Genomic DNA, 24387 nt, shown 5'->3' on the forward strand with positions numbered 1-24387 from the left:
ATGCGCCGTCCACCGGGGAGCGGCGATCGGCCCGGGTTTCGAAGAGTTTTGGGGATGTGTTAGGCCGGCTCCGACGCGCCCGCGACGAGCATTCGAGACGAAGACCATGACCGAAGCGACCCCGACCCCGCGTCCCCTCGCCATCGAGACGGCCAAGGCGAGTTCCGCCGCGTCGCTGAGCATCACGCAGCGCCCCCGTCGCAACCGCAAGGCGGAGTGGTCGCGCCGCCTGGTGCGGGAAAATACCCTGACGGTGGATGATCTTATCTGGCCGCTCTTCGTCATCGAGGGGACCGGCCGACGCGAGCCCATCGCCTCGATGCCGGGGGTGGAGCGCCTCAGCGTGGACGAGGTGGTCCGCGACGCCGAGCGCGCGGCCCGGCTCGGAATCCCTGCGATTTCGTTCTTTCCCTATACCGACCCCGCCCTGCGCGACCCGACCGGATCGGAATCCCTGAACTCCAACAACCTCGTCTGCCGCGCGGTGCGTGCGGTGAAGAAGGCCGTACCCGAGATCGGCGTGATGACCGACGTCGCCCTCGATCCCTATACCAGCCACGGCCATGACGGCCTGATCGAGGACGGGGCCATCCTCAACGACGAGACGGTGGCGCTCCTTGTGGAGCAGAGCCTGATCCAGGCCGAGGCGGGAACCGACATCATCGCCCCCTCAGACATGATGGACGGTCGCGTCGGCGCGATCCGGAGCGGCCTCGACAAGGCCGGCTTCCGCGACGTCCAGATCATGGCCTACGCGGCGAAGTATGCCAGTGCCTTCTACGGCCCGTTCCGCGATGCCATCGGCACGACGGCGGCCCTGGTGGGCGACAAGCGCACCTATCAGATGGATCCGGGCAATTCGGACGAAGCCCTCAGAGAGGTCGCCCTCGACCTCGACGAAGGTGCCGATTCCGTGATGGTGAAGCCCGGCCTGCCCTATCTCGACATCATCCGGAGAGTTAAGGACGAGTTCGGCGTGCCGACCTTCGCCTACCAAGTCTCGGGAGAGTACGCGATGATAGAGGCCGCCGCCCTCAACGGCTGGCTCGACGGCACCCGTGCCATGACGGAGAGCCTCCTCGCCTTCAAACGCGCTGGCGCCGATGGCATCCTGACCTACTACGCCCCCCGTGTGGCCGAACGCCTGCGCGACGGCCTCTGAAATGCGCCGACGGGCCGTCATCGGCCCTGCTGCGCTCCTGCTTCTGGTCGCCCCCTTCCTGGCAGGCTGCGACAGCTCCATCGACCGGCAGCGGATCACCACCTGCCGGCGAACGCTCCCTGCCTTGGTGGCATCGGACCTCCCGCCCCGTCTGCTCCATGTCGGCCGTGGATCGGCGCCCGACAGCGTGCGCGTCGATTACGCTTTGGGCCAACGCCAGCACCGCATCGACTGCCTGTTCGACGGCGGCGCGGGTCTCATCGGCGTCCGCATGGACCACAAGGCGGTGTCGGGCGGAGCGCTTTTCATGCTTAAGAAATACTATCTCGAAACATTAGATTCCGAAGCAAACGACCCCGTGCCGGCGCGCTAGGCATTCGCGCGGCCCTGGCATTCTTATTGCTTAGGTTTCCTTGGGGAGGCGACAGGATTGTCTCTGACCGGCAGACCTCGAATCGTTCGCAGTCGCCTGCCGGCCAATCTCGATCTTGAATCGATATTTAAATACCAAGCGCTGAGCTTGGGCGGTCCATTTTGAGGATGCGATGGCGACAAAACTCAACGAGGCAGATCATCCAGCCGACAGTCTTTCGATGCTCGTGGAGACGTCGACCCAGCAGCTGAAAGCCCTCACTCACCGCAGCGTGGGATCGATCAAGTCCATCACCCGGCGCATGAATCTGCTGGCCCTTAACGCCCTCATCGAGGCCGCTCATGCGGGGGAACGGGGGGCCGGCTTCTCCGTCGTCGCCAATGAGGTCCGCACCGTTGCGGGTGAGATCGAGGGTCTCGTCTCAGGCCTCGGCAACGCCCTGGGGGACGGTGTCGACAACCTGACGCAGGCCGTGGAGCATCTCGCCAGCGAGACCCGCTCGGCCCGCTGTATCGATCTTGCCCTCAACGCCGTCGAGATCATCGACCGGAACCTCTATGAGCGCACATGCGACGTAAGGTGGTGGGCGACCGATGCTGCGGTCGTCGAGTGCGCGCTCGCCCCGTCAGAAGCGGCACGGAAACACGCCTCGCACCGGCTCGGAGTCATCCTCTCCGCCTACACGGTCTATCTCGATCTCTGGCTGTGCAGCCTCGACGGCAAGGTCATTGCCAATGGCCGGCCCGACCGGTTCGATGTGGTCGGCCAGGATGTGAGCCATGAGCCGTGGTTCGCCCGCGCCAAGCCGCTAGCCTCGGGCGATGACTTCGCGGTGGCCAACGTGGCACGGGTCGCCGCGCTCAACGGCGCACAGAGCGCCACCTATGTCGCCTCCGTGCGAGCAGGTGGTGAGACGAACGGCAAGGCGATCGGCTTTCTCGCGATCCATTTCGATTGGGAGCCGCAGGCACGCACCATCGTCGAGGGTGTCCGCCTCGCGCCGGCGGAGCGGGCCCATAGCCGTGTCATGCTGCTCGATGCCGAGAACCGCGTCATCGCCTGTTCCAAGGGCAATGGCCTCCTCACCGAGCGCTATCCCCTCCGCACCGATGGACAGAGCCAGGGAAGCTACATCGATGCAGCAGGCCGCCTCGTCGCCTTCCACGAGACGCCTGGCTACGAGACGTATCGCGGATTGGGATGGCGCGGTGTGATCGAGCAATCCGCCTGACGGAGTGGCAGCGAAGCCCATGTGACCTTGAGTGAAGGCATGGGTCCTCCCATGTCTTCCCATGAAGGAGAATCGTCTCCCCTCTCAAAGGCTACCGGCCATGCTCAACACGCCCCCAGGCTACGACCCCGCAGGCTATGCCGAGCGTTTCGGGTCCGGCTTTCCGAGCAACCTTCCGATGCCCTTCGTGCGGGCGAGCCTCGGCGCACGTTTCGTCGCCTATCTCCTCGACATCCTCTTCATCCTGGGCTTCACCGCGCTCCTCACCCTGGCGATCACGGTGCTCGGGGTGCTCACCTTCGGGCTCGGCTGGACCCTGTTCGCGATCCTTCCCGCCAGCGGCATCCTCTACAGCGCGGTGACGGTGGGCGGCGCCGCCCAAAGCACCTGGGGCATGCGGATGATGGGCCTTCGTGTGGTGACTCCGGCCAGCGGCCTGAGGGTGGATCTCCTCACCGCCGCCATCCACGCCCTGCTGTTCTACGTCGCCATCTCGACGTTCCTACTGTGGTTCGTCGATATCCTGTTCGGGCTCATGAGGTCGGACCGGCGCCTGGGTCACGACGTTCTCGTCGGCCTCGCGGTGGTACGGCTCTGATCACACCGGGGGACGAGGTCCAAGGAGGAGTTCGTCCCTACCGCGAGACGTAAGGGGGCTGCGCGATACCGATGTCTCCGCCGCCCTTCGATAGAACGGCGTCTCCCTCAGGCGCCGGCTTTTCCCGATCTTGCCGCTTGTCGAAGCGCCGCCAGACCGTGAGGGCCGACAATACGTAGTTGCAGGCGGCCCCCACCAGGATGCCCACCCCCGTAGCCAGCCACCAGATGCCCGTCGCTGTATATATGAGGTGTGCGACCAGGATATTGTTGAACGCACCGCAGGAACAGGACAGGCAGAACACCGCAAGCCCTCGCAGCAGGTCGATCCCGACGATCCGCTGGTCCCGATACGTCAGGACGTTGTTCAGGAAAAAATTGGCCGTCATGGCGCCAAGCGTGGCAACAGTCTGAGACAGCAGGAAATTATCGTTCAGGGCGTATAGCATCAGCCCCAGAAGGGCCAGATGGACAATGACACCTAGGCCACCGACCAGGGCGAAGGAGACGAACCGCGTTGGAAGTGCTCCGAAGACGGATTTCGCAATGAGAAGGACGGCGAAGTCGAAGAGAACCCTCTCGTCGAGCTTGCTTTGCCCGGTAAGCCGGGGCCCGAAGACGTAGGGAACCTCTTCGATCTTCATCGCCCGCCCGCCCTGAACGAGGATGTCCGCGAGAAGCTTGAAGCCGTCGCGGCTCAGGCGCGGCTCGGCTTTCACCACAATACTTCGGCGCATGAGGAAGAAACCGCTCATGGGATCGCTGGTCTGGACCCGCAGCAGAGCGCGTACCAGACGGTTGCCGGCATTGCTCAAGGCTTGTCGGACGGACGAAAAGGCCGCCACGTCGGGATCGTCGACATAGCGGCTGGCGATGACGATGTCGCACTTGGTCGACGCCATCAGGTCGAGCATTGGCACGAGGGTCGCAGGCTCGTGCTGGAGGTCCGCATCCATGACCGCGACGAGTTCGGACCGCGCCGCGAGCATCCCCTCGATACAGGCTCCCGCCAGCCCGCGTCGGCCGGTCCGCGTGATGATTCTGATCCGGGAATCGGCCTTGGCCAAGCTCTCGACGACGGCTGAGGTGCCATCCGGGGAATCGTCGTCGACGACGATCACCTCGAACGGATGTCGGTCGAGCGAGGCGGCGATCCGGCCGCAGATGACCGCGATGTTATCCCGCTCGTTGAATGTCGGGATGACGATCGTGACGAGAGGCCGATCCGCATCGGGTGCGAACGTCGCCTGGGGCAAAGTGAGAGTCACTGGCGGCCTTTCGCGCCGATCCTGGGCTTCGGCCAGGTACCATCGAAACGGCTCGCCCGGACGATCTTCAGATCGTGCATCTTGCGCCCATTGAAAGTCAGACGGATGGGCGAGTCCTCCGAGAACGTCTCGAAATGACCGTCGAGATTATACCGGATTGCATCGGGATTGGCATACCTGTCGACGATGATGGCATCCATACCCCTGAAGCGCGCCGGATCCGCGAGATAGGTGAAGTGGATATTGTCCCCGGCGAGGCACAGGCTGTGGAACTGCTGTCGGATGGCATAGAAGGCCTTGGCGCAATCTTCCCAACGAGTAGCGGCAATGAAGGTGCGGGCGGGATCGACACCGCGAGCGGTCAGCGCGGAGGGAAGATCGCTCCAATCGTAGAGTTCCAGGAGGATTGGATCCTGGTTTCGGAACGCTTTAGCCGGAGCGACCCGCTCGGCCCAGCCGGTAAAGGCATGTAGCAGTAGTAGGCCGATCGCCAGGATCGTCGTCGCGGCCAGCGTCGCGAGCCAGCGCCGTGCGGCGTCCGGCCGGTCGCTGGCTGCGAGGCCGTCCGCCCAGGCGCCTACGAGCGGCAGCAGGGGAAGATACCCCATGGACGCCCAGTGATAGCCGCGCAGCGGATGGCTGCTCCACACCATCACACCGAGAATGAACAGAAGAACGGGCGCCGCGAGACAGGCGAGAAGCCAGGGTCCTGCCTCCCTCGGGCCGTTTCTCAGGCTTCGATACAGCATGTAGAAAGCGGGAAATAATACGAGTGGGTGGACGATCATTACCTGTGTCAGGGTCCAGCGGAACGCTCTCGTGAAGTTCACGCTCCCGTTCCCTTCGGCGCGCGCACCCTGATACAGGAACGAAACCCAGCCGTGCTCCGCATTCCAGATGATGACCGGAAGGAGCGGCACCAACAGGAAGACGAGGCCGAAATAGGTGGCCGGCCGAAGGAGCCAGCGCCTTCCCTCGGCTTGGCTCGCAACTGCGACGAGAAGGCCCGGCACAAGAAGGACGGCGAGATACTTCGAGGCAAGGGCACAACCGAACAGGAAGGCGCAGGCAAACCAGATCCCGTTGTCCTGCAGTCTTCGGGCGCCGAAATCGATGTGAAGGAAGGCAAGCAGGGCGGCGAGGATGAAAAGGGTCATCGGCCCGTTCGTCTGGGCCAGACTCCCATCCGACAATCCGAGAAGCGGGGACAGGGAGTAGGCGCAAACAGCGTAGAGACCGGCACGCGAATTGAAGATCCGCAGTGTGATCAGATAGATCAACCACCCCGAAACCACCGACATCACCAGGAATGGGAGGCGCACGATCACTGCATCGTCGGATCCGAACAGACGCATGACACCGGCGATCGTCCACCATGTCAGGGGTGGCTGGTCGAAGAACGAGATCGACGGGTTCCTCGCGACGACGGCACCGTATGTCTCCATGAAGGTAAGGTCGAGAAACCGCACCGCGACCAGCCGGGCGATGAACGAGACGATCAAGATAACGATGACGTGATGCGTATAATCGGCCGATCGAGCGGCATCCCCGAAGGAATGGGCCTTCGCGGCACTCGGCGGATCGTAGCGCATCGGCGTTAGTTGGAGGGAGCTGATCTGACTAATTCCTTGTCCAGTCTTGCAAAAGTAGATCGACCGCGTCCGAGTCGCATGCCGGTCATCTCGCGATCCTCCGATGTCGCGTCACGATCTTGCCCCCGCTGATGGCGACGAACACAATTCCCGTGAGAATTTTGCTATCGTGTTTCAACTCACCGACATCAGCCCCGTCACGACATGGGATGATTTCGTCCTGAATTGCCTCCGAAATACGGTCGCTCCCCACCCGGGCGCGGTGATACGCTCGGCGGGCCGACCATGCCAGCCTTCACGCTGAAAATGAGATACCGCGACGTTCACCCACTTGAGACCTGGCGCGGGGCGGGTACACTCATTGAGTGCGGGGAACGCTCCCGCCGGCCCCGAGGTCAGCTGCAAGCGTGACGAGCCATCCCCGAGACACCCCGCAATTCTATCTGACGGCACCTTCGCCCTGCCCTTATCTGCCGGGTCAGGAGGAACGGAAGGTGTTCACCCATCTCGTAGGTCGGCGCGCCCGTGACCTCAACGAGATCCTCACGCAGGGCGGCTTCCGACGCTCGCAGACCATAGCCTATCGCCCGGCATGCGAGACCTGTCGGGCATGTATCTCCGTGCGAGTTCTGGTGTCGGATTTCGTCGCTTCGGCGAGCCATCGCCGCATCCTCCAGCGGAACGCGGATCTCGTCGGCAATCCGGAGCCCAATCGTCCTGCCTCAGAGCAATACGCTCTCTTTCGCCGTTATCTCGACGCGCGCCATGGCGATGGCGGCATGGTCGACATGACCGTGCTCGACTACGCCATGATGATCGAGGACAGCCATGTGGACACCCATCTCGTGGCCTATCGCCGACGAGGCCCGGACACGGCGATCAACGGGCGGGGTACGGGGCCGACCGTAGCTCTCTGCCTGACGGACGTCCTCTCCGATGGCCTGTCGATGGTCTATTCCTTCTACGATCCGGCGGAGGCCCAGCGTTCGCTCGGAACGTTCATGATCCTCGAGCATATCCGCCGAGCCGCCTCTCTCGGCCTGCCGTATCTCTATCTCGGCTATTGGGTCGATGGCTCGCGCAAGATGGACTACAAGGCCCGCTTCCGGCCTCAGGAGCGCCTGATGGGGCCGGGCTGGCAGCGGGTGGATTAGTCCGCCGCCCCGATCGCTCACCGGAGCGGCGTCGACGCGAACCACGCGTCAGAATTTGGCGATCACCTGAGCGCGAATGATCCTCGGTGCGCCCGGGCTGATGTTGTTGTTGCCGTCCGCCGTGGCGATGTAGCCCCGGTCGAAAAGATTCTCGATGTTGATCTGCGCCCGCACCAGATCCGTGACCTGATAGAAGAGGCCGAGATCGAAGCGGGTGTAGCCTGGGAGCCTGACCGTGTTGTCGGCTGCCGCGAACGTATGGGTCTGGTGGATCGCGCCGACGCCGAACGAGAAGGACGGCGTGACAGCGAACTTGTTCCATAAGGTGACCGCGTTGAACGGCACCAGTCCGACATGGTTGCCCGGAACGATGAGTGCCGAGCTGAACCCGCTGACGATGCGAGCATCGGTGAAGGCATAGCCGCCCGCGACCTGCCACCAATCGGTGACGAAGCCGTTGGCGCCGATCTCGACACCCTTCGCGTTGGTCTGGCCGCTCAGCAGGAAGAAGCCGGGGCGGTTCGGATCGGCGAGCCGCTGGTTGAACCGGTCGAGATCGTAGAGCGCGCCGGTGAGCTGGAGAGTCGACGAGACGTCCCATTTCACGCCGACCTCGTGGTTCTCGAACCGCTCAGGCTCGGCGATGGCGAGCCCTTCGGACAGGGCGCTGAACTGGTCGCCGGCGGATGGCAGGTAGGAGATGCTGTAGTTGCCGTAGAAGGCGAGGCTGTCCACCGGCCTGAACACCAATCCGACCCTGGGCGACAGCAGATCGTCGATGCGGGAATTGGTGACGTTGGTGCGCCGGTCCGTCGAGGAGAAATCGAAATGATCGTAGCGCAGGCCACCGATCACCTGGACATGGGGGCCAATCTCGATCTGATCCTGGACGTAGACCGCAGCCAGTCCGAGGTCGTAGCGGCTGTTGGAGGACGAAGCCAGGTTGCGGAAACTGACGGGGACTCGCGAAACCGGTGAGAGCGGATTGACGGTCAGCGTCTGCGTTCCGGTCGTCGCGAAGAAGCCTTCCTCCCGGTAGGTGATGCCTTCCTGCTTGCCGAGTTCGAAACCCGCGAGCAGCGTATGGGCCAGCGGCCCCGTGGCGAATTTGTACGTGAAATCGTTCTGGTTGAAGAAGTTTGTCCTCGGCGTGTCGTTGTTGAACGCGCTGAGATCGACGGTCGCCCCGGCGGCGTTCACCGCACCGCCGGCGCGGATGCTCGGATACACGACCTGATAGGCCTTGGCGTAATCGGCGTAGCGGAACTGGCTCCGCATCTCGACGCCCGAGGCGAAGCGGTGATCGAGAACCGCCGTCGCGATATGTGCATCCACGCGGGAGTAGCTGAGGTCGGGATTGCCGAAGAACGTTCTGATGTTGTCGCGATACCGATAGGGCCGCCCGAGCTGGGACGGGATGCCGCGATCCGCCGTCCGGTCGTCGTGGAAATACTCGTAGGACAGTTTCAGCGTGGTCTCGGGCCCGAGCAGGATCGTCGCCGTCGGATTGATGCCCCAGCGCCGCAGATCGACGTGGTCACGATAGGTGCCACTATCCTCGAACATTCCGTTGAGGCGGAAGAACACGCTGTCCGAGACCCGGTCGCCGACATCCACGGCCACCCTTTTATTGAAATACTGGCCACCCTGAAGGATGACTTCCCGAACCGGAGTTCCGGTGGCGTCCTTGAGCACGCGATTGACGACGCCCCCGCCGCCGCCGCGACCGAAGATCATTGCGTTCGGTCCCTTGAGCACTTCGATCCGCTCGACGTTGTAGAGATCGCGGTAGTACATCGCGTCGTCGCGCATGCCGTTGACGTAGAAATCGGCGCTGGATTGCTGACCGCGGATCACGACCTCGTCCCGGTTGCCGGCACCCTGGTGCAGGAACACGCCGGGCACGTAGCGCAGGGCTTCGGTGACGCCCTGGAACCCCTGATCCTGGACCTGCTCGCGCGTCACGACCGTCACCGCCTGCGGGGTGTCGATCAGCTGGGTGTCCGTCTTCGTCGCGCTCCGGCTGCGGTTGGCGCGGTAGCCTGTAGTATGTCCCCCTGTTCCCTCGACATTGAGCTGGTCTAACGTGACTTCAGCATGATGACCGGAATCGGGAATATCTGCCTGTGCTTTGGCTGCCCGCACGTCCGACATGAAAGGTACGGCTGTTAGAACCGTGATCAGACGTAGGCGGGCAAAGGGGTGCATCGGTGCGCCTCAGTTATATTTGCAATATTCTGCATAAATAGCGATATATTCCGCTCATCATGCAGATGCTATTTGTCTAATAGACACGCTAAATTGATCGGCAACCGGTTGCGGCCAGTTTGACAACGATCTAGATTTTGGAATCTTTTAATAATTATTCCAGAATATCGCCCAAGTTTCAGGACATGCGATGGAAATCCCGTCGTCAGTGCATCAGCTCGGCTATTCGGACGCCTCTGGTTTCGCCACTGCGATGCATAAATGTATCACTTCATACAGAGCGCTTCTGTGACGTCGCGTTGAGCGCAGCCTCTGCTCATGCTAGGCGCCAGCCTCATCACTCCAACCCGTCCTGCCCGAGGCGTCGCATGATCCCCCGCTATAGCCGCCCCGAAATGACGGCGATCTGGTCACCCGAAAGCCGCTTCCGCATCTGGTTCGAGATCGAGGCTCACGCCACCACGGCGCTGGCCGAGATCGGCGTCGTGCCCAAGGAAGCTGCTGCGACGATCTGGGAAAAGGGCCGCGACGCGGTCTTCGACGTCGCCCGCATCGACGCCATTGAGGCGGTCACCAAGCATGACGTCATCGCCTTCCTGACGCATCTGGCCGAGATCGTCGGCCCCGATGCGCGGTTCGTGCACCAGGGCATGACCTCATCGGACGTCCTCGACACCTGTTTCAACGTGCAGCTCGTCCGGGCCGCCGACATCCTGATCAAAGATGTCGATGCGCTTCTCGCCGCGATCAAGCGCCGGGCCTTCGAGCACAAGCTGACCCCGACCATCGGTCGCTCGCACGGCATCCATGCCGAGCCGGTGACCTTCGGCCTGAAGCTCGCCCAGGCCTATGCCGAATTCGAGCGCGCCCGCGCCCGTCTCGTCGCCGCCCGCGAGGAAGTCGCCACCTGCGCGATCTCTGGCGCCGTCGGCACCTTCGCCAACATCGACCCGCGCGTGGAGGAGTATGTCGCCAAGGCGATGGGCCTCACCCCCGAGCCGGTCTCCACGCAGGTCATCCCCCGCGACCGCCACGCCATGTTCTTCGCCACCCTGGGCGTCGTCGCGAGTTCGGTGGAGCGTCTCTCCATCGAGGTACGCCACCTGCAGCGCACGGAAGTTCTGGAAGCGGAAGAGTTCTTCTCCGAGGGCCAGAAGGGCTCGTCGGCCATGCCGCACAAGCGCAATCCCGTCCTCACCGAGAATCTGACGGGTCTCGCCCGCATGGTGCGCTCCTTCGCCCTCCCCGCCATGGAGAACGTGGCGCTCTGGCACGAGCGCGACATCTCGCATTCCTCGGTGGAGCGCATGATCGGCCCCGACGCCACGGTGACCCTCGACTTCGCCCTGGCGCGGCTGACCGGCGTGATCGACAAGCTGCTGATCTACCCCGAGCAGATGCAGCGCAACCTCGACAAGCTCGGCGGCCTCGTCCACTCGCAGCGGGTGCTGCTGGCTCTGACGCAAGCGGGCGTGTCGCGCGAGGACGCGTATCGCCTGGTCCAGCGTAACGCCATGCCGGTCTGGCGCGGCGAGGGCGACTTCCTCACCCTGTTGAAGGCCGATGCGGACGTCACCGCGTCGCTGAGCCTTGAGCAGATCGAGGAGTGCTTCGACCTCGGCTACCATTTCAAGCACGTGGACACGATTTTTTCGCGCGTTTTCGGTACGGCCTGAGCCAGGACCGTAACCCAACGTGGTGATCCGCGGAGCACATTTCGTGCTTCGCGGATCGCGTAGCGGCGAGGTGGCCGCGTCAGTCCGGATCGAGAGAGAATTCCATGTCGCGCATCGTCTACGTCAACGGCAAGTTCGTGCCTTTCGAGGCGGCGACCGTGTCGATCATGGACCGAGGCTTCCTGTTCGCGGACGGCATTTATGAAGTGTCGGCCGTCCTCGGCGGCCGTCTCGTGGACAACGCGGCGCATCTGGCCCGGCTCGACCGGTCGCTGGGCGAGATCGGCATTCGCAATCCCTACCCGACCGAAGAGTGGATCCGGCTCGAGACCGAACTGGTGCGCCGCAACGGCGTCGACGAGGGTCTCGTCTACATGCAGGTAACACGGGGCGCCTACGAGCGGGATTTCGCCTTCCCGCCGGCCGAGACCGAACCCACCGTGGTGATGTTCACGCAGGCCAAGACGGTGGCCAGGAACCCGCTGGCGGAGCGGGGCGCCAAGGTCATCACCGTCCCCGACATTCGCTGGAAGCGGCGCGACATCAAGTCGGTGGCGCTCCTCGCCCAGGTTCTGGCCAAGCAGGAAGCGGCCAAGGCCGGCGTCGCGGAGGCCTGGATGGTGGAGGACGGTTTCGTCACCGAGGGCTCCTCGTCGACCGCCTTCATCATCACCGGCGGAAAGGTGGTCACCCGCCCGCTCTCCACCGCCCTGCTGCCCGGCATCACGCGCCTCGCCGTCATGCGCCTTGCCGAGGAAGCAGGCCTGACGATCGAGGAGCGGCTGTTCTCCGTGGAGGAGGCGTTCGCGGCGCAGGAGGCCTTCTACACGAGCGCTTCCGCCTTCGTCATGCCCGTCATCGACATCGACGGTCACCAACTGGGCGACGGCAAGCCGGGGTCGCTGACGAAGCGTCTGCGCGCACTTTATCTGGAGATGGCCGGGGCATAAGGGCGGGCCGGTCTCATCCGGCATCCGGCGCCGCCATAGGAACTGCATCGCCGCCGGAGCGGTTTGTCTCCCGACTTTCTGGGGGACATCGATGCCGACACCGTTTCGTCACGCCGCACTGCTCGCTTTCGCCCTGACGGCGTCGGGCGCCTATGCCCAGTCGCCCGATGCACCGCTGAAAGGGCGCGACACCTCCCCGAACATCCCGCCCTCCACGGAGACGGTGCCGGAGAAGGTTCGTCCGTCCGAGGAAGGGACCGGCGGCTCGACCTTGAGCGACAAGCTCGAGAAGAACGACGGCGTCATCACGCCGCCCGGTAATTCCGCCCCGGGCCTGGTGGTCAAGCCTCCCGAGTCCGAGAACAGCGGCATGCCGGTGATCAAGCCGGGCCAGTTGCCGGGCCGCGAACCGGGGACGGAAGCGCGCTAGGAATTGGGCGCGCCCCAAGCCTTCGGGCGCGGTTTGCTTGATTTCCGGCCTGGGATCGCGGAAAGACCCCGGAGATGCGTGTCGGCCCGCCTTCGCGGCGGGGCGTTTCCACGCGGGCACCGGACAGGTTGAAGTGAATGGCGAACGTCGTCGTCGTGGGCGCCCAATGGGGCGACGAAGGCAAGGGTAAGATCGTCGACTGGCTCTCGGAGCAGGCCGACGTCGTGGTTCGCTTTCAGGGCGGCCACAATGCCGGGCATACGCTGGTCATCGACGGTGTGACCTACAAGCTGGCGCTTCTCCCCTCCGGCGTTGTCCGGGGCGGAAAGCTCTCGGTGATCGGCAATGGCGTCGTGGTCGATCCGTGGCACCTCGTGGACGAGATCGCCCGGCTTCAGGCGCAGGGCGTCGAGATCTCGCCCGAGAGCCTCCGCATCGCCGATAACGCGACGCTGATCCTTCCGCTTCACCGGGAACTCGACCATTTCCGCGAGACGTCCAATGCCGGTCTCAAGATCGGCACGACGAAGCGCGGTATCGGCCCCGCCTACGAGGACAAGGTCGGCCGTCGGGCCATCCGCGTGGTCGACTTGGCCGACGAAAGCACGCTGGAATCGAAGATCGAGCGGGTGCTCACCCACCACAATGCCCTCCGCCGCGGTCTTGGGATCGACGAGGTCGATGCCGGCGCGTTGCTCGCAGAACTGAAGGCGATCGCGCCGACGATCCTCCCCTACGCCACCACCGTGTGGAAGCTCCTCGACGACGAACGCCGGGCGGGCAAGCGCATCCTGTTCGAGGGCGCGCAGGGTGCCCTCCTCGACGTCGATCACGGCACCTACCCGTTCGTCACCTCCTCCAACATCGTCGCCGCCCAGGCCGCCACTGGCTCCGGCATGGGGCCGTCCGCGATCGGCTACGTGCTGGGTATCGCCAAGGCCTATACGACGCGCGTGGGCGAAGGCCCGTTCCCGACCGAACTGTTCGATGAAATCGGCGAAACGATCGGGGCCAAAGGCCGCGAATTCGGCGTCAATACGGGGCGCAAACGTCGGTGCGGCTGGTTCGACGCCGTTCTGGTGCGCCAGACCGTCCGAACCTCAGGCATCGACGGCATCGCCTTGACCAAGCTCGACATCCTCGACGGGTTCGAGGAGATCAAGGTCTGCACCGGGTACCGCCTCGATGGCCAGGTTCTTGACCATTTGCCCGCCAATCAAGCGGCACAGGCTAAGGTCGAGCCGATCTACGAGATCATCGAAGGCTGGTCCGGCACCACCGCGGGTGCGCGCTCATGGGCCGATCTTCCCGCCCAGGCAATCAAGTATGTACGGCGGATCGAAGAACTGATCGGGGCACCCGTGGCGTTGCTCTCGACGTCGCCGGAGCGCAACGACACCATCCTGATGCACAATCCCTTCGAGGATTGAGCGTCCGGCTGAGGCTTCAGTACTTGGGGTAGCGACAAGGCGACCGGTGGCAGTTTCCCGAGTGATCAAGCGCTGTAGGGCTGGTGGGTGCCTCGTTCGAGGGACAGGCATCGCGGATCATGCGGTCGCGCCCCGCCGGGCGCCCATATCTGGACGGTGAGAACAGGGCGGACCGAGGTTCGATGGCCGATTATTACCCTTTGCTGGCACGAGCGCTTCAAGCGATGCCGGATCGGTCTCCCGCCCTGCGTAAGGCGGTCTATGACCGGGCGCGCGGCGCTCTGATCGGACAGCTACGGTCGCTCGAACCACCGCTATCCGAAGCCGACATCGACCTCGAGAGCAAAGCCCTCGAAACCGCCATCGAACGGGTCGAGAACGAATTTGGCGAGCCGCCGGCCACCGCGGCCAACGATGTCGTGCCGCCGATCTTCGTTGCCCCCGAGGAGCGCGACACTCTGCCGGAAGCGGCGGCTCCGGATCGATTACCGGAACCGACCAAGCGCGACTTCGCCGAACCGACCCTGCCGCCCGCACCTGAGCCAAACTTGGGCATTCGGCCCTCGCGGCCGGATCGCTCGCGTGTTGCAAACGCAGACGCGTCGCCACCCAAGTCTCTTCCCCCGGCAGCGGAACAGGTGCCTGTCTCAGACGGCCCTGCTACGGTCTTACCGATCAAGCCGCGGAAGGCGAAATCTGCCGACAGGGTCGCCGACCGGAAGGCTGCGCGAGACGCTGCGAAGATGACCTCGGGCGCTGAGACGCCATCTGGTCAATCCACGGAGTCGGAATCACCCATAGAACCATCGATCGAAGCGCCGCCCGCCGAGCGTGACGCGGCGGGCATGCCTGTCGATTCCTCGAATGCGCGGCATCGTCCACGGATCGACGTCGTCGCCCCGCGTAAGGGCCGCCCTCGCCTTCTCCGGAATGTCTTCGTGGGAAGCGTTCTCCTGGTCGTCGTCGGGCTCATCGCGGTAGCGGCCTTCATGCTTCGCGACAAACCTTCGGACCTGCAGCCTGGAATCACGGAGACACAAGAGGAGGGGTCCGATCCGGCGGCATCGAAATATGCAGATCGGATCGGCGGTGACGCTCCCGCCCTCCCGGAGCGACGCGACCAGACCTCTCGTCAGGCTCCCGCCCGCCCGACGACGGCAACGCCGGATGCCGGCAAGGCACCGACCCAGCCCGATGTGGCAGTCGCACAGCGAGCCGTTCTTTTCGAAGAGAATACAGCGGGCGGAAATGCACAGCCGATCACCTTCCAGGGCATGGTGGTCTGGCGTCTCGAGGCAATGAATGGCGAACAGGGCCAGCCACTGGAGACCGTGATCCGGGGGCGTGTGACCTTTGCCGATGCTGGCCTGTCGCTGGTGATGACGATCCGACGGAACCTCGATCCCACCTTTCCTGCGTCCCACACCATCGAACTTGCCTTCACCACCACCAGCCCCGCCGGGGATACGCATGCGGTGCAGGATGTCGGCCTTCTGAGTGCGAAGGATGAAGAAGGGGGCCGGGGATCGCCTGTCTCGGGCCTGCCGGTACGCGTCAAGGAGAACCTTTTCCTAATCGGCCTGTCCTCGCTTCAGGCCGATGTAGACCGGAACGCCGACCTGTTGGAGCATCGCAACTGGTTCGACCTACCGATGAAGTTCGTCTCGGGCCCTCGTGGCGTCCTGACTTTCGAGAAGGGCACTTCGGGCAATCAGGTCATCCGCTCGGCCTTCGAGCAATGGCGTCGATAGGCACACGATAAAAAAAAGGCCGGTTCCGCATCAGCGAAACCAGCCTTCTCTCTAATAAGTGCCCCTCGGAGGAAACTTCAGGCGTGAGCGGCCGCCCGCGGGGCCTCGCGGGTAGCGAGGTTGCGTTTCACTGCCTCCTGGATCTTCTCGAAGGCTCGAACCTCGATCTGTCGGACGCGCTCGCGCGAGACTCCAAACTCGCCTGACAGGTCTTCGAGGGTGATCGGGTCGTCCGCAAGTCGGCGCGCCTCGAAGATGCGACGCTCACGCGGGTTCAGGACCGACAGCGCATCGCGCAAGGCGGTCAGCCGGTTCTGGCCCTCTTCCTCGCGGGCGAGCACGGTTTCCTGACTCGGGCTGTTGTCCACCAGCCAATCCTGCCACTCACCCTCACCTTCTTCGCGGAGGGGAGCGTTGAGGGAGGTATCGCCGGACAGGCGGCGATTCATGTCGATCACGTCCTGCTCGGGCACGCCGAGCTTGACCGCGATCTGAGCCACCTGATCGGGTTTCAGATCCCCTTCATCCAGGGCGGAGATCTTGCCCTTGGCCTTACGGAGGTTGAAGAACAGCTTCTTCTGGTTTGCGGTGGTGCCCATCTTCACCAGCGACCAAGAGCGTAGAATGTACTCTTGGATCGCAGCCTTGATCCACCACATAGCATAGGTGGCGAGCCGGAAGCCCTTGTCCGGCTCGAACCGCTTGACCGCTTGCATGAGGCCGACATTCCCTTCGGACACGACTTCGCCGATGGGAAGGCCATAACCACGGTAACCCATGGCGATCTTGGCCACGAGTCGGAGATGCGATGTCACGAGCCGGTGCGCCGCATCGCGGTCACCCTTTTCACGCCAGCTCTTGGCAAGCGTGAACTCCTCGTTCGGCTCGAGCATCGGAAACTTGCGGATCTCATCGAGGTAGCGCGAAAGTCCACCTTCGGTGGCGAGCACGGGTAGTGCGCCTGCCATAGTCATCTCTCCCTACAAGGTCCCCCATCCGGGCAGACCAGAAACGAACCGCCGCTCTATGAGCCGACCGTCCCACTCCCCGAGCCTACCCGGAAAGAAAACGGTGCGGTAGCGGTCCGTGACTCGAACGTGGCTAACAACGCACCAGTGAGCCGATGGCTCGAAGGTGACACGAAAGGCCGCGGGCCGGGGTGCGCCCGCACACCTGTTTGCCGGCCATCCTTGACAGGCGCAACTCCGCAACAGTGACGGGAATCGACGATTCCGTTCGAGTACCTGGGGTCGCTGCTCGGCTCCTCAAGGCTTCGATGGTCCCCGCAAGGCAGCGATGAGGGCAGCCATATCCGGCGGGATCGGGCTTTCGAACCGCAGCACCTCGCCGGTGCGTGGGTGCTCGAAACCCAATATGGCAGCGTGAAGCGCCTGCCGACCCAAAGCTTCGAGCTTGGCCCGCGCCGCTTCGCCAAGTCGGCCGGCCTTGGTCTTGAAGGCGTTGCCATAGACCGTATCGCCGAGAAGCGGATGGCCGCGATGACTGAGATGGACGCGGATCTGATGCGTCCGTCCGGTCTCGAGCCGGCAACGGACGAGGGCGACTTCGGCGCCAGCGTCCAGGATCTCCTCGACGACGTAATGGGTGATGGCTGTACGGCCCTCCCCCGGGCGCATGACGGCGATCTTCTCGCGATTGCGCTGGCTGCGCGCGAGCTCGACGTCGATCGTGCCCAGCCGGGGCTCCGGCGCTCCCCAGGTCAGGGCGAGATACGCACGCTCCAGCGGTCCGTTACGGCCATGGTCGGCAAACTGCGCCGTGAGCCCCTTATGGGCCAGATCGTTCTTGGCGACGACGAGGAGACCGCTCGTGTCCTTGTCGAGCCGGTGCACGATACCAGGCCTCCGTACACCGCCGATCCCCGACAGGCTCTCGCCGCAATGAGCGATGAGGCCATTCACAAGGGTTCCAGCATCGTGACCGGGCGCCGGGTGAACCACCAGCCCCGCCGGCTTGTCGATGACGATCAGGTCGTCGTCCTCGTGAACGATAGCGAGATCGAGGGCCTCCGCCATCGGCGTCGCATCCACCGGCGCAGGAATCGTCACGTCGAGGACGGCACCTCCGCTGACCTTCAGGGAGAGGTCCAGAACGACGATTCCATCCTTGCTCACCTGACCGGTACGGATCAGCTCCTGCAACCGCGAACGCGATACGTCCGGCAGCGCGCGGGCGAGCGCCCTGTCGATGCGCTCCGCCTGTGCGTCCAGGTCGAGGACGACACGGCGGTCCTGCGGTTCTTGCACGATATGATCTCTTTCGATGCCGATGAAATTTAAGCGCTCGGGAGGCCTTGCTCCCCCGCCCGACCGTCGCTATACGATCGCCAGCCGCCCGGAAAGCTCCCATCGTCTAGCGGTCTAGGACGTCTTGATACCCCTAATCATCCTGCCATGTGTGTAGGTTCAAGGGGTTAGGGTTGGTATCCCTACCATCGATGCCTGCGGGCCGAAGGTTGGCTGCCAAAGTCCTATCCAAGGGAGTTGACTTCGTGTTGTTAGTAAGAGTAGTCCTAGCGGTGTACTAGGACTATATGCGCTCCCTTCGTCTAGCGGTCTAGGACGTCGCCCTCTCACGGCGAAAACAGGGGTTCGATTCCCCTAGGGAGCGCCAATAAATCGGCTTTTACTTGCATTCACAGCGAAGAATCCCTTTAGCGCCATTCGACTATCGGTGAGGGCATTAGCCTTTCACGCTAGAGAGGCGGGTTCGATTTCCGTAGTGCGTACCAAGTATTTACGTGCGCCAATCTAATCTTTTTAGCTCTGGACAATCTTTTTAAGACTCTCAGCGAAGTCTGGATTGCTAAAGCGGCGACCGTCCATGTGATCCGCCTCCATCGAAGTGGTCCGCCCTGAGGTATGGCCTAGGGGCCAGCGACCCTGCCCCATCAAACTGGTCCGCGCTGAGCGCAAGTTTTTCGGGCATCCTGAACCCTGAAGGAGGGTGGATGCCATGCCTCGCAAACGCTTCACGAACGAACAGATCGCCTTCGCCCTGCGGTAGGCGGAGAACGGCGCGACGGTGGACGAGGTCTGCCGGAAGATGGGTGTCTCTGAGCCGACGTTCTACCGCTGGAAGAAGCAGTTCGTCGGCATGGGCGTGCCTGAGATCCGACGGCTCAAGCAGCTGGAGGACGAGAACAGCAAGCTCAAACGACTGGTCGCCGACCTGACGCTGGACCGCTCGATGCTTCAGGATGTCCTGAAGGATCAGTGGTGAGGCCCGCCGCTCGCCGTGAGGTCGCTGGTCACCTGCAGGTGGTCTACGACATCAGCGAGCGTCGGGCCTGTCTGGCTACCGGCTTCGGCCGTTCGTCCCAGCGCTACAGGAAGCGCTCGGACCCTCAGGTCGCGCTGCGGATGCGGTTGAAGGAACTGGCCGCCGCGCGGGTGCGCTACGGCTATCGGCGGCTGCACATCCTGCTGCGACGGGAGGGCTGGGAGGTGAACCACAAGCGAACCTACCGGATTTACCGGGATGAGGGGCTGTCGATCCGGTCCAAGCTGCCCAAACGCAAGCGGGCGTGGCGCTACCGTCAGGGGCGACCGGCGATCGGTGGACCCAACGAGGTCTGGGCCATGGACTTCATGTCCGACCGCCTCTTCGATGGTCGTCCATTCCGGATCCTGACCGTTGTCGATTGCCATACGCGAGAGGCGCTCTCGCTCACACCGAGAGCCAACTTCCGCGCCTTCCAGGTGACCGAGGCTCTGGATGCCTTGGGCCGGCTGCGAGGTCGGCCCAAGAGCCTGCGGGTGGATAATGGACCGGAGTTCGCCGGGCGCATGCTCGACCAGTGGGCCTATCTGAACGGGGTCGAGATCGACTTCTCACGACCAGGCAAGCCGACCGACAACGCCTACATCGAGTCGTTCAACGGCCGCCTACGAGCGGAATGCCTGAACGCTTCGTGGTTCCTGTCGCTGGCTGATGCCCGTGAGCGCATCGAGGACTGGAGGTGCCACTACAACGATGACCGACCTCATACGGCCCTGGGCGGCTTGACGCCCCGAGCCTTCGCCGACCAAGCTGTCATAGCCCGAGAACTTGCATAGGCCGTGGACCACAAAGCGGGTCAACTCCAGACCGACGATGCACTAACTTCGATCCTGAGCCACCGAATGGGGCCGATCACATTACCCTCACGCCATCGGCCGTACAGCGCTCATAAAACTCTCGATAGTCGGCCTACGTGTCGCTTTCCTTATGGTGCAACATTACCCAACGTCAGATCGTCATCCGATCGGCCATCGCCACCCGTGATCCGTGATCCGCAGGCCGAAGAGGATGACCACTTGAGAACGAACGTTGGTGACGCCCAGACCATCGATGGTCCAAGGGTTCTCGATACGCTCGATCGCGGATCGCAGCAGAGGAAGACGCTACGGCGATGCTAGGCAGGCTCGATGGGCGACAGTAAGAGTGAAGGGGAGAAAGCCCTGCTCCGAGCGAGTTGCCATCAAGGCCATACAGATGCGGGCCAAGCTGGCGGCGCTCCTTACTCATATATGGGCTGTCATAGCCCAATATTAAGAGCGTCTAACAGAACGGCACGAAGCTGGAAGTTCAGCGTTGGTTTGGCATGGCCAGACCGCTTCTCCCCGATGATCTCTGGGATGAGATCGCTCCGCTCCTCCCGCCACCTCGGCCCCGTCCGAAGGGCGGGCGTCGTCCGATCGAGAACCGGGCCGCCCTGACGGGCATCCTGTTCGTGCTGCGCTCGGGTCTGCCGTGGGAGATGCTACCGGCCGAGATGGGCTGCGGCTCCGGCATGAGTTGCTGGCGGCGGCTGCGGGACTGGCAAGCGGCGGGCGTATGGAGCCGCCTGCATCACGTGCTGCTGGAGCGCCTGCACGCAGCGGGTGAGATCGACTGGAACCGGGCTTGCCTGGACAGCGCGTCTGTCCCGGCTAAAAAAGGGGGCCTGCCACCGGCCCGAACCCGACGGACCGGGGGAAGCCGGGCACGAAGCGCCACCTCGTCACCGACGCGCGCGGCACGCCGCTCGGCTTCTGCCTGAGCGGGGCCAACAGACACGACACCGTCATGATGGCGGCCACCCTCGATGCCATTCCGCCTCTGCGGAGTGGTCGACGAGGGCGACCGCGACGCCGTCCGGACAAGCTGCACGCCGACAAGGCCTACGATGCCCGACCCCGCCGCCATGAGTGCCGGGCGCGGGGCATCGTCCCGCGCATCGCGCGGAAGGGTATCGAAAGCAGCGAGAAACTCGGTCGGCATCGTTGGGTCGTCGAGCGTACCCACGCGTGGTTCAACCGCTTCCGCCGCTTGCCCGTCCGCTACGAGCGACGTGCAGACATCTACGAGGCCTTCACCAGCCTCGCGACCAGCCTCATCACTCTCAACCAGATCAAACGGTTCTGTTAGGCGCTCTAAAAGGCGCATTCCTCAGGGACCTCTACAGGCTTCGCCTGATCCCAGGCATAGAGCTTGGCCACGGCTGCCCAGAAGCTGACTCCGTCCTCGTCTGGAGACATCTGCAAGCGAAGATCGATGGCTTTCCTCTCCGCATGCGCCATGGCAGTCAATGCGTCTTCGGCGGCTTCGAGCAACGACAGCATTGCGGCACACTCATGCTGTAACGCACCACAAGAAACGTCAGCAGTGCACAAAACGATCCAGGGGCCACGCCAAGCTTCTCTGATGGCCTTACAATTTGCGAGAAAACCCAGAGGATCAATTTAGGCACACCATCAAATTTTGCTTGATCGAACCGCCTTTCTCTATTCCTGGCGTCTCAGCCCTCATTGTATCCCCTCCTCCGACATAGGCATGTGTGCAAGCAATTGAACAGTGCCTTGATGATCGGATCACAATCTGGATTTCCCTGTGAAGCGACCGTGACGACGGGCGCTTGGTGCAAATTTGTCCATTGTGAGGTCTGTATATTCAGAAAAATTAGTGCGCCTGAACTGCGCCGAGATAGGATTTTACACTATGAGCCAGGCGGGATTAGCAATTTTGGACGACGGTCGCCTCAAAAACTTGATTGTTTTGAGCAATAGCGCCGATCCAGACTCAAATATAGACGCGCCTCTCAAGGTAGGCTTCGTCGGCGGGTTCCTGGGCTTATCATTAGGGGGAACCCCTTCAGTAAAATATACCTATCCAAGCGGCGGCGCGCAGATAAATGTTGCCGATGAAGTAGGACCTTTATTGCTCTTCTACAACGACAGGACTGGCGATTCCGTTCTGCAAGGCAGTAAACTTGGTGACTTCATATACGGTGGCTCAGGCAACGACGTATTGAATGGCGGCGGCGGTGACGACACCTTGGTCGGCAATCTCGGCACCAATATCATTCGAGGCGGTGCCGGAAACAATACCGCCAGTTATATAGGTTATGATGGGCCGAACGAGCCCGACACTTTAGGGGTCGAGGTCTTTCTTGACGAACGCGAAGCCTACAATAGGACAGGCTTCGTTTTTCATGACACTCTCATCGACGTTCAGAACGCCGTCGGCACTCGTTTCCTCGATATCTTGGTCGGCGATGCGGGTGACAATATCCTCGAAGGTCTCAATGGCGCCGACGTCATCCGAGGTGGCGCCGGTATCGACACGTCGAGCTACGAGACGTCAGCCTTTTCTGTCGGCGTGAACCTGACGACCAAGGTCAACACTGGTGGGGATGCAGAAGGCGACATCCTTGAGAGCATCGAGAACGTTTGGGGCAGTCGCTACGCAGATTTCCTGACAGGCGATGCAAAGGCCAACGTCCTCGAAGGCGGAGCGGAAGCCGACCAGCTTTTCGGAGCGGGTGGCAGCGATACCGCGAGCTACGAGCATTCCCTTCTCGGTGTCACCGTCAATCTGACGACGGGGGCCAACACCGGTGGCGACGCTGAGGGCGATATCCTGACCGACATCGAGAACCTTCGCGGCAGTCGATACGAAGACGTTCTGGCGGGCGATGCGACGGCCAATGTGCTCGAAGGCGGCGCGAAAGCCGACCAGCTTTTCGGCGCGGGTGGCAGCGACACGGCGAGCTACGAGCATTCCCTCCTCGGTGTGACCGTCAATCTGGCGACGGGCTCCTACAGCGGGGGTGACGCGCAAGGCGATAGCCTGACCGATATCGAGAACGTTCGCGGAAGCCAGAACGCGGATACGCTGACGGGCGATGCGACGGCCAACGTCCTCGCTGGGGGGGCGGGAAATGACCGGCTTTTTGGAGGCGAGGGCAACGATACCCTGCGCGGAGACGCTGGCTCCGACACGCTGGTCGCGGGAGTCGGCGACGATAGGCTGGTGGTCATCGAGGCGCCGACGCTGGTCCAGGGGGATGCCGGCAACGACAAGCTCTTCCTTCTAGGAATCGAAACCTTCACGTTCACCGACACGAACTTCAAGGAGATCGAGACGGTCTATGTGCGCGATGCGCTGACCCTCGATATGTCTGGTGTGAGTACGAAAGTCGCGATCGCTGTACAGAATGCCGAAACGACGCTCGCTACGGTGACGGGCACCAAGGGTAACGACACGATCACGGCCGGCGCGGGTGACACGGTCATTGACGGTAGCACCGGGAGCGACAAACTCTATGCCGGCGCAGGGGTTGATACCTTCACTTTCAAAGCGAACTTTGGACGCGACAATGTCTATGGCTTTGAGTCAGGCGCAGACCATTTTGACGTGTCAGCCCTCGTCAACAGCTTCACTGATATTAACATCGGCGGACTGAATGGCGGAGCGAGTACGCTCATCACCTTCGACGGCGCTGGGTCAGGCAACAAGATCATCCTTCATGATGTTGCCGCCTCGTCGCTGGATGCGAACGATTTCGGGTTCCTCCTCACCTAAGTTCAGCTCCCATCTCCTAGCGCTACCTGGGCATTTTGACCGGTCGCAACGCGTTGTCATCCTTGATGGTTCGAGAGGCAGCGGTGGATCAGGATCGCCAAGGGACAAACGAGCTCGATGCGTGGCTGGCGCCGTTCCTGGCGGTGATGGGGCCGCAAGACCCGGAGGACCTGGGCGCCGCTCTACCTGCGTGGCCTGCTCGGTCCGGGTGATCGCAAGAGCCTGCAGCCGATGGCGGCGCGCCTCGGGCTGCCGGGCCACGATCAGCTGCAGCACTTCATCGCCAGCTCGGCCTGGGACTGCGGGCGGCTCTGGAGGGAACTGGGCCGCCAGGCGGATCGGCTGGTGGGCGGCCCCGATGCCTGTGGTGATCGACGACACCGCCCTGCCGAAGAAGGGCACGCGCTCGGTCGGGGTGGCGCGACAAGACTGCGGCGCGCTGGGCAAGCAGGCCAACTGTCAGTCTCTGGTCTCGCTCACCCTGGCACAGGGCGAGGTGGCCGTGCCGGTGGGCTTGCGCCTCTTCCTTCCGCAAGCGTGGACGAGCAATTCGCAGCGGTGCGGGCGGGCGGGCGGGCCCGAGCCCGCGACCGCGCCACGGAGCAAGGGCGAGATCGCTCAGTCGGAACTCGATCGCCTGAGGGCGGAGGGGCTGCGCTTTGGTACGGTGCTGGCCGATCCCGGTTCACGTCGGTCAACGTGCGGACCTGTTCGATA

General features: G+C 63.1%; 18 protein-coding genes, 1 tRNA gene and 2 pseudogenes. 15 read left to right on the top strand and 6 right to left on the bottom strand.

The annotated features are described in order from the left end of the window. The first annotated feature begins 106 nt into the window (after positions 1-106). The 4 genes from hemB to ACYQR9_RS23945 all read left to right on the top strand — a co-directional run bounded on the left by hemB (position 107) and on the right by ACYQR9_RS23945 (position 3364). Complete coding sequence (hemB, locus tag ACYQR9_RS23930) at positions 107-1162, top strand: porphobilinogen synthase (protein WP_056429287.1); 1056 nt, start codon at positions 107-109, stop codon at positions 1160-1162. A 1-nt stretch (position 1163) separates the two neighbouring features. Beyond that, on the top strand, positions 1164-1535 hold the full coding sequence (locus ACYQR9_RS23935; protein ID WP_056429290.1) for a hypothetical protein: 372 nt from the start codon (positions 1164-1166) through the stop codon (positions 1533-1535). A 172-nt stretch (positions 1536-1707) separates the two neighbouring features. Continuing rightward, the gene (locus tag ACYQR9_RS23940) at positions 1708-2766 is read left to right on the top strand and encodes a methyl-accepting chemotaxis protein (RefSeq protein WP_461228268.1); all 1059 of its coding nucleotides are present in this window, start codon (positions 1708-1710) and stop codon (positions 2764-2766) included. Between the two features lie 100 nt (positions 2767-2866). Continuing rightward, positions 2867-3364, top strand: a complete 498-nt coding sequence (locus ACYQR9_RS23945) for an RDD family protein (RefSeq protein ID WP_461228269.1) — start codon at positions 2867-2869, stop codon at positions 3362-3364. A gap of 37 nt (positions 3365-3401) precedes the next feature. Here the strand turns inward: ACYQR9_RS23945 and ACYQR9_RS23950 are convergent, their stop codons facing one another. Both ACYQR9_RS23950 and ACYQR9_RS23955 read right to left on the bottom strand, forming a co-directional pair. Beyond that, on the bottom strand, positions 3402-4631 hold the full coding sequence (locus tag ACYQR9_RS23950; RefSeq protein ID WP_461228270.1) for a glycosyltransferase: 1230 nt from the start codon (positions 4629-4631) through the stop codon (positions 3402-3404). Beyond that, positions 4628-6223 carry an ArnT family glycosyltransferase gene (locus tag ACYQR9_RS23955; protein WP_461228271.1) on the bottom strand — a complete coding sequence of 532 codons (1596 nt, stop codon included), beginning with the start codon at positions 6221-6223 and terminating at the stop codon, positions 4628-4630. The genes ACYQR9_RS23950 and ACYQR9_RS23955 overlap by 4 nt, the downstream gene beginning before the upstream one ends. 407 nt (positions 6224-6630) lie before the next feature. Between ACYQR9_RS23955 and ACYQR9_RS23960 the strand changes: the two genes are divergently transcribed. Continuing rightward, entirely contained in the window at positions 6631-7377 is a 747-nt protein-coding gene (locus ACYQR9_RS23960; RefSeq protein WP_461228272.1) for an arginyltransferase, read from the top strand. A gap of 48 nt (positions 7378-7425) precedes the next feature. Here the strand turns inward: ACYQR9_RS23960 and ACYQR9_RS23965 are convergent, their stop codons facing one another. Continuing rightward, entirely contained in the window at positions 7426-9585 is a 2160-nt protein-coding gene (locus tag ACYQR9_RS23965) for a TonB-dependent receptor (protein ID WP_461228273.1), read from the bottom strand. A 368-nt stretch (positions 9586-9953) separates the two neighbouring features. Between ACYQR9_RS23965 and purB the strand changes: the two genes are divergently transcribed. The 5 genes from purB to ACYQR9_RS23990 all read left to right on the top strand — a co-directional run bounded on the left by purB (position 9954) and on the right by ACYQR9_RS23990 (position 15822). Then, a complete protein-coding gene (gene purB / locus ACYQR9_RS23970; RefSeq protein WP_461228274.1) occupies positions 9954-11261 on the top strand; it encodes an adenylosuccinate lyase in 1308 nt (435 codons plus the stop codon). Positions 11262-11365: 104 nt separating this feature from the next. Continuing rightward, positions 11366-12211: a D-amino-acid transaminase gene (locus tag ACYQR9_RS23975; RefSeq protein WP_461228275.1), complete on the top strand. Its 846-nt coding sequence runs from the start codon at positions 11366-11368 to the stop codon at positions 12209-12211. 91 nt (positions 12212-12302) lie between these two features. Beyond that, positions 12303-12641: a hypothetical protein gene (locus ACYQR9_RS23980; RefSeq protein WP_056252164.1), complete on the top strand. Its 339-nt coding sequence runs from the start codon at positions 12303-12305 to the stop codon at positions 12639-12641. Between the two features lie 137 nt (positions 12642-12778). Next, positions 12779-14071 carry an adenylosuccinate synthase gene (locus ACYQR9_RS23985; RefSeq protein ID WP_207411629.1) on the top strand — a complete coding sequence of 431 codons (1293 nt, stop codon included), beginning with the start codon at positions 12779-12781 and terminating at the stop codon, positions 14069-14071. 182 nt (positions 14072-14253) lie between these two features. Further along, positions 14254-15822 carry a histidine kinase gene (locus ACYQR9_RS23990; RefSeq protein WP_461228276.1) on the top strand — a complete coding sequence of 523 codons (1569 nt, stop codon included), beginning with the start codon at positions 14254-14256 and terminating at the stop codon, positions 15820-15822. 77 nt (positions 15823-15899) lie between these two features. On the opposite strand, the gene rpoH is transcribed toward ACYQR9_RS23990, so the two are convergent. Continuing rightward, positions 15900-16790: an RNA polymerase sigma factor RpoH gene (rpoH, locus tag ACYQR9_RS23995; RefSeq protein WP_207411627.1), complete on the bottom strand. Its 891-nt coding sequence runs from the start codon at positions 16788-16790 to the stop codon at positions 15900-15902. Between the two features lie 297 nt (positions 16791-17087). Further along, positions 17088-18089 (bottom strand): RluA family pseudouridine synthase, encoded by a 1002-nt coding sequence (locus ACYQR9_RS24000; RefSeq protein WP_461222458.1) that lies wholly within the window; start codon positions 18087-18089, stop codon positions 17088-17090. 291 nt (positions 18090-18380) lie between these two features. Between ACYQR9_RS24000 and ACYQR9_RS24005 the strand changes: the two genes are divergently transcribed. The 3 genes and pseudogenes from ACYQR9_RS24005 (at position 18381) to ACYQR9_RS24015 (ending at position 21234) form a co-directional block, all read left to right on the top strand. Continuing rightward, positions 18381-18456 (top strand) — tRNA-Glu (locus tag ACYQR9_RS24005). Positions 18457-18798: 342 nt separating this feature from the next. Next, a pseudogene (locus tag ACYQR9_RS24010) lies at positions 18799-19901 on the top strand (IS3 family transposase). A gap of 527 nt (positions 19902-20428) precedes the next feature. Then, a protein-coding gene (locus ACYQR9_RS24015) for an IS5 family transposase (protein ID WP_461226995.1) occupies positions 20429-21234 on the top strand; the annotation gives its coding sequence in 2 pieces (ribosomal slippage) (positions 20429-20759 and positions 20759-21234; 807 coding nt in all). 5 nt (positions 21235-21239) lie between these two features. Here the strand turns inward: ACYQR9_RS24015 and ACYQR9_RS24020 are convergent. Continuing rightward, the gene (locus ACYQR9_RS24020; RefSeq protein ID WP_207411625.1) at positions 21240-21428 is read right to left on the bottom strand and encodes a hypothetical protein; all 189 of its coding nucleotides are present in this window, start codon (positions 21426-21428) and stop codon (positions 21240-21242) included. A gap of 376 nt (positions 21429-21804) precedes the next feature. Between ACYQR9_RS24020 and ACYQR9_RS24025 the strand changes: the two genes are divergently transcribed. Beyond that, on the top strand, positions 21805-23670 hold the full coding sequence (locus ACYQR9_RS24025; protein ID WP_461228277.1) for a hypothetical protein: 1866 nt from the start codon (positions 21805-21807) through the stop codon (positions 23668-23670). Between the two features lie 65 nt (positions 23671-23735). Further along, positions 23736-24355, top strand: a pseudogene (locus ACYQR9_RS24030) (IS701 family transposase); the annotation flags it as partial. Positions 24356-24387: the final 32 nt, after the last annotated feature.

This window comes from Methylobacterium sp. CM6241 (genome assembly GCF_054817845.1).

Coding starts and splice junctions, on each gene's coding strand:
- ACYQR9_RS24025 (WP_461228277.1), top strand. CDS start 21,805: ATGAGCCAGGCGGGATTAGCAATTTTGGACGACGGTCGCCTCAAAAAC.
- rpoH (WP_207411627.1), bottom strand. CDS start 16,790: ATGGCAGGCGCACTACCCGTGCTCGCCACCGAAGGTGGACTTTCGCGC.
- ACYQR9_RS23965 (WP_461228273.1), bottom strand. CDS start 9,585: ATGCACCCCTTTGCCCGCCTACGTCTGATCACGGTTCTAACAGCCGTA.
- ACYQR9_RS23940 (WP_461228268.1), top strand. CDS start 1,708: ATGGCGACAAAACTCAACGAGGCAGATCATCCAGCCGACAGTCTTTCG.
- ACYQR9_RS23935 (WP_056429290.1), top strand. CDS start 1,164: ATGCGCCGACGGGCCGTCATCGGCCCTGCTGCGCTCCTGCTTCTGGTC.
- ACYQR9_RS23975 (WP_461228275.1), top strand. CDS start 11,366: ATGTCGCGCATCGTCTACGTCAACGGCAAGTTCGTGCCTTTCGAGGCG.
- ACYQR9_RS24020 (WP_207411625.1), bottom strand. CDS start 21,428: ATGCTGTCGTTGCTCGAAGCCGCCGAAGACGCATTGACTGCCATGGCG.
- ACYQR9_RS23945 (WP_461228269.1), top strand. CDS start 2,867: ATGCTCAACACGCCCCCAGGCTACGACCCCGCAGGCTATGCCGAGCGT.
- hemB (WP_056429287.1), top strand. CDS start 107: ATGACCGAAGCGACCCCGACCCCGCGTCCCCTCGCCATCGAGACGGCC.
- ACYQR9_RS23990 (WP_461228276.1), top strand. CDS start 14,254: ATGGCCGATTATTACCCTTTGCTGGCACGAGCGCTTCAAGCGATGCCG.
- ACYQR9_RS23980 (WP_056252164.1), top strand. CDS start 12,303: ATGCCGACACCGTTTCGTCACGCCGCACTGCTCGCTTTCGCCCTGACG.
- ACYQR9_RS23955 (WP_461228271.1), bottom strand. CDS start 6,223: ATGCGCTACGATCCGCCGAGTGCCGCGAAGGCCCATTCCTTCGGGGAT.
- purB (WP_461228274.1), top strand. CDS start 9,954: ATGATCCCCCGCTATAGCCGCCCCGAAATGACGGCGATCTGGTCACCC.
- ACYQR9_RS23985 (WP_207411629.1), top strand. CDS start 12,779: ATGGCGAACGTCGTCGTCGTGGGCGCCCAATGGGGCGACGAAGGCAAG.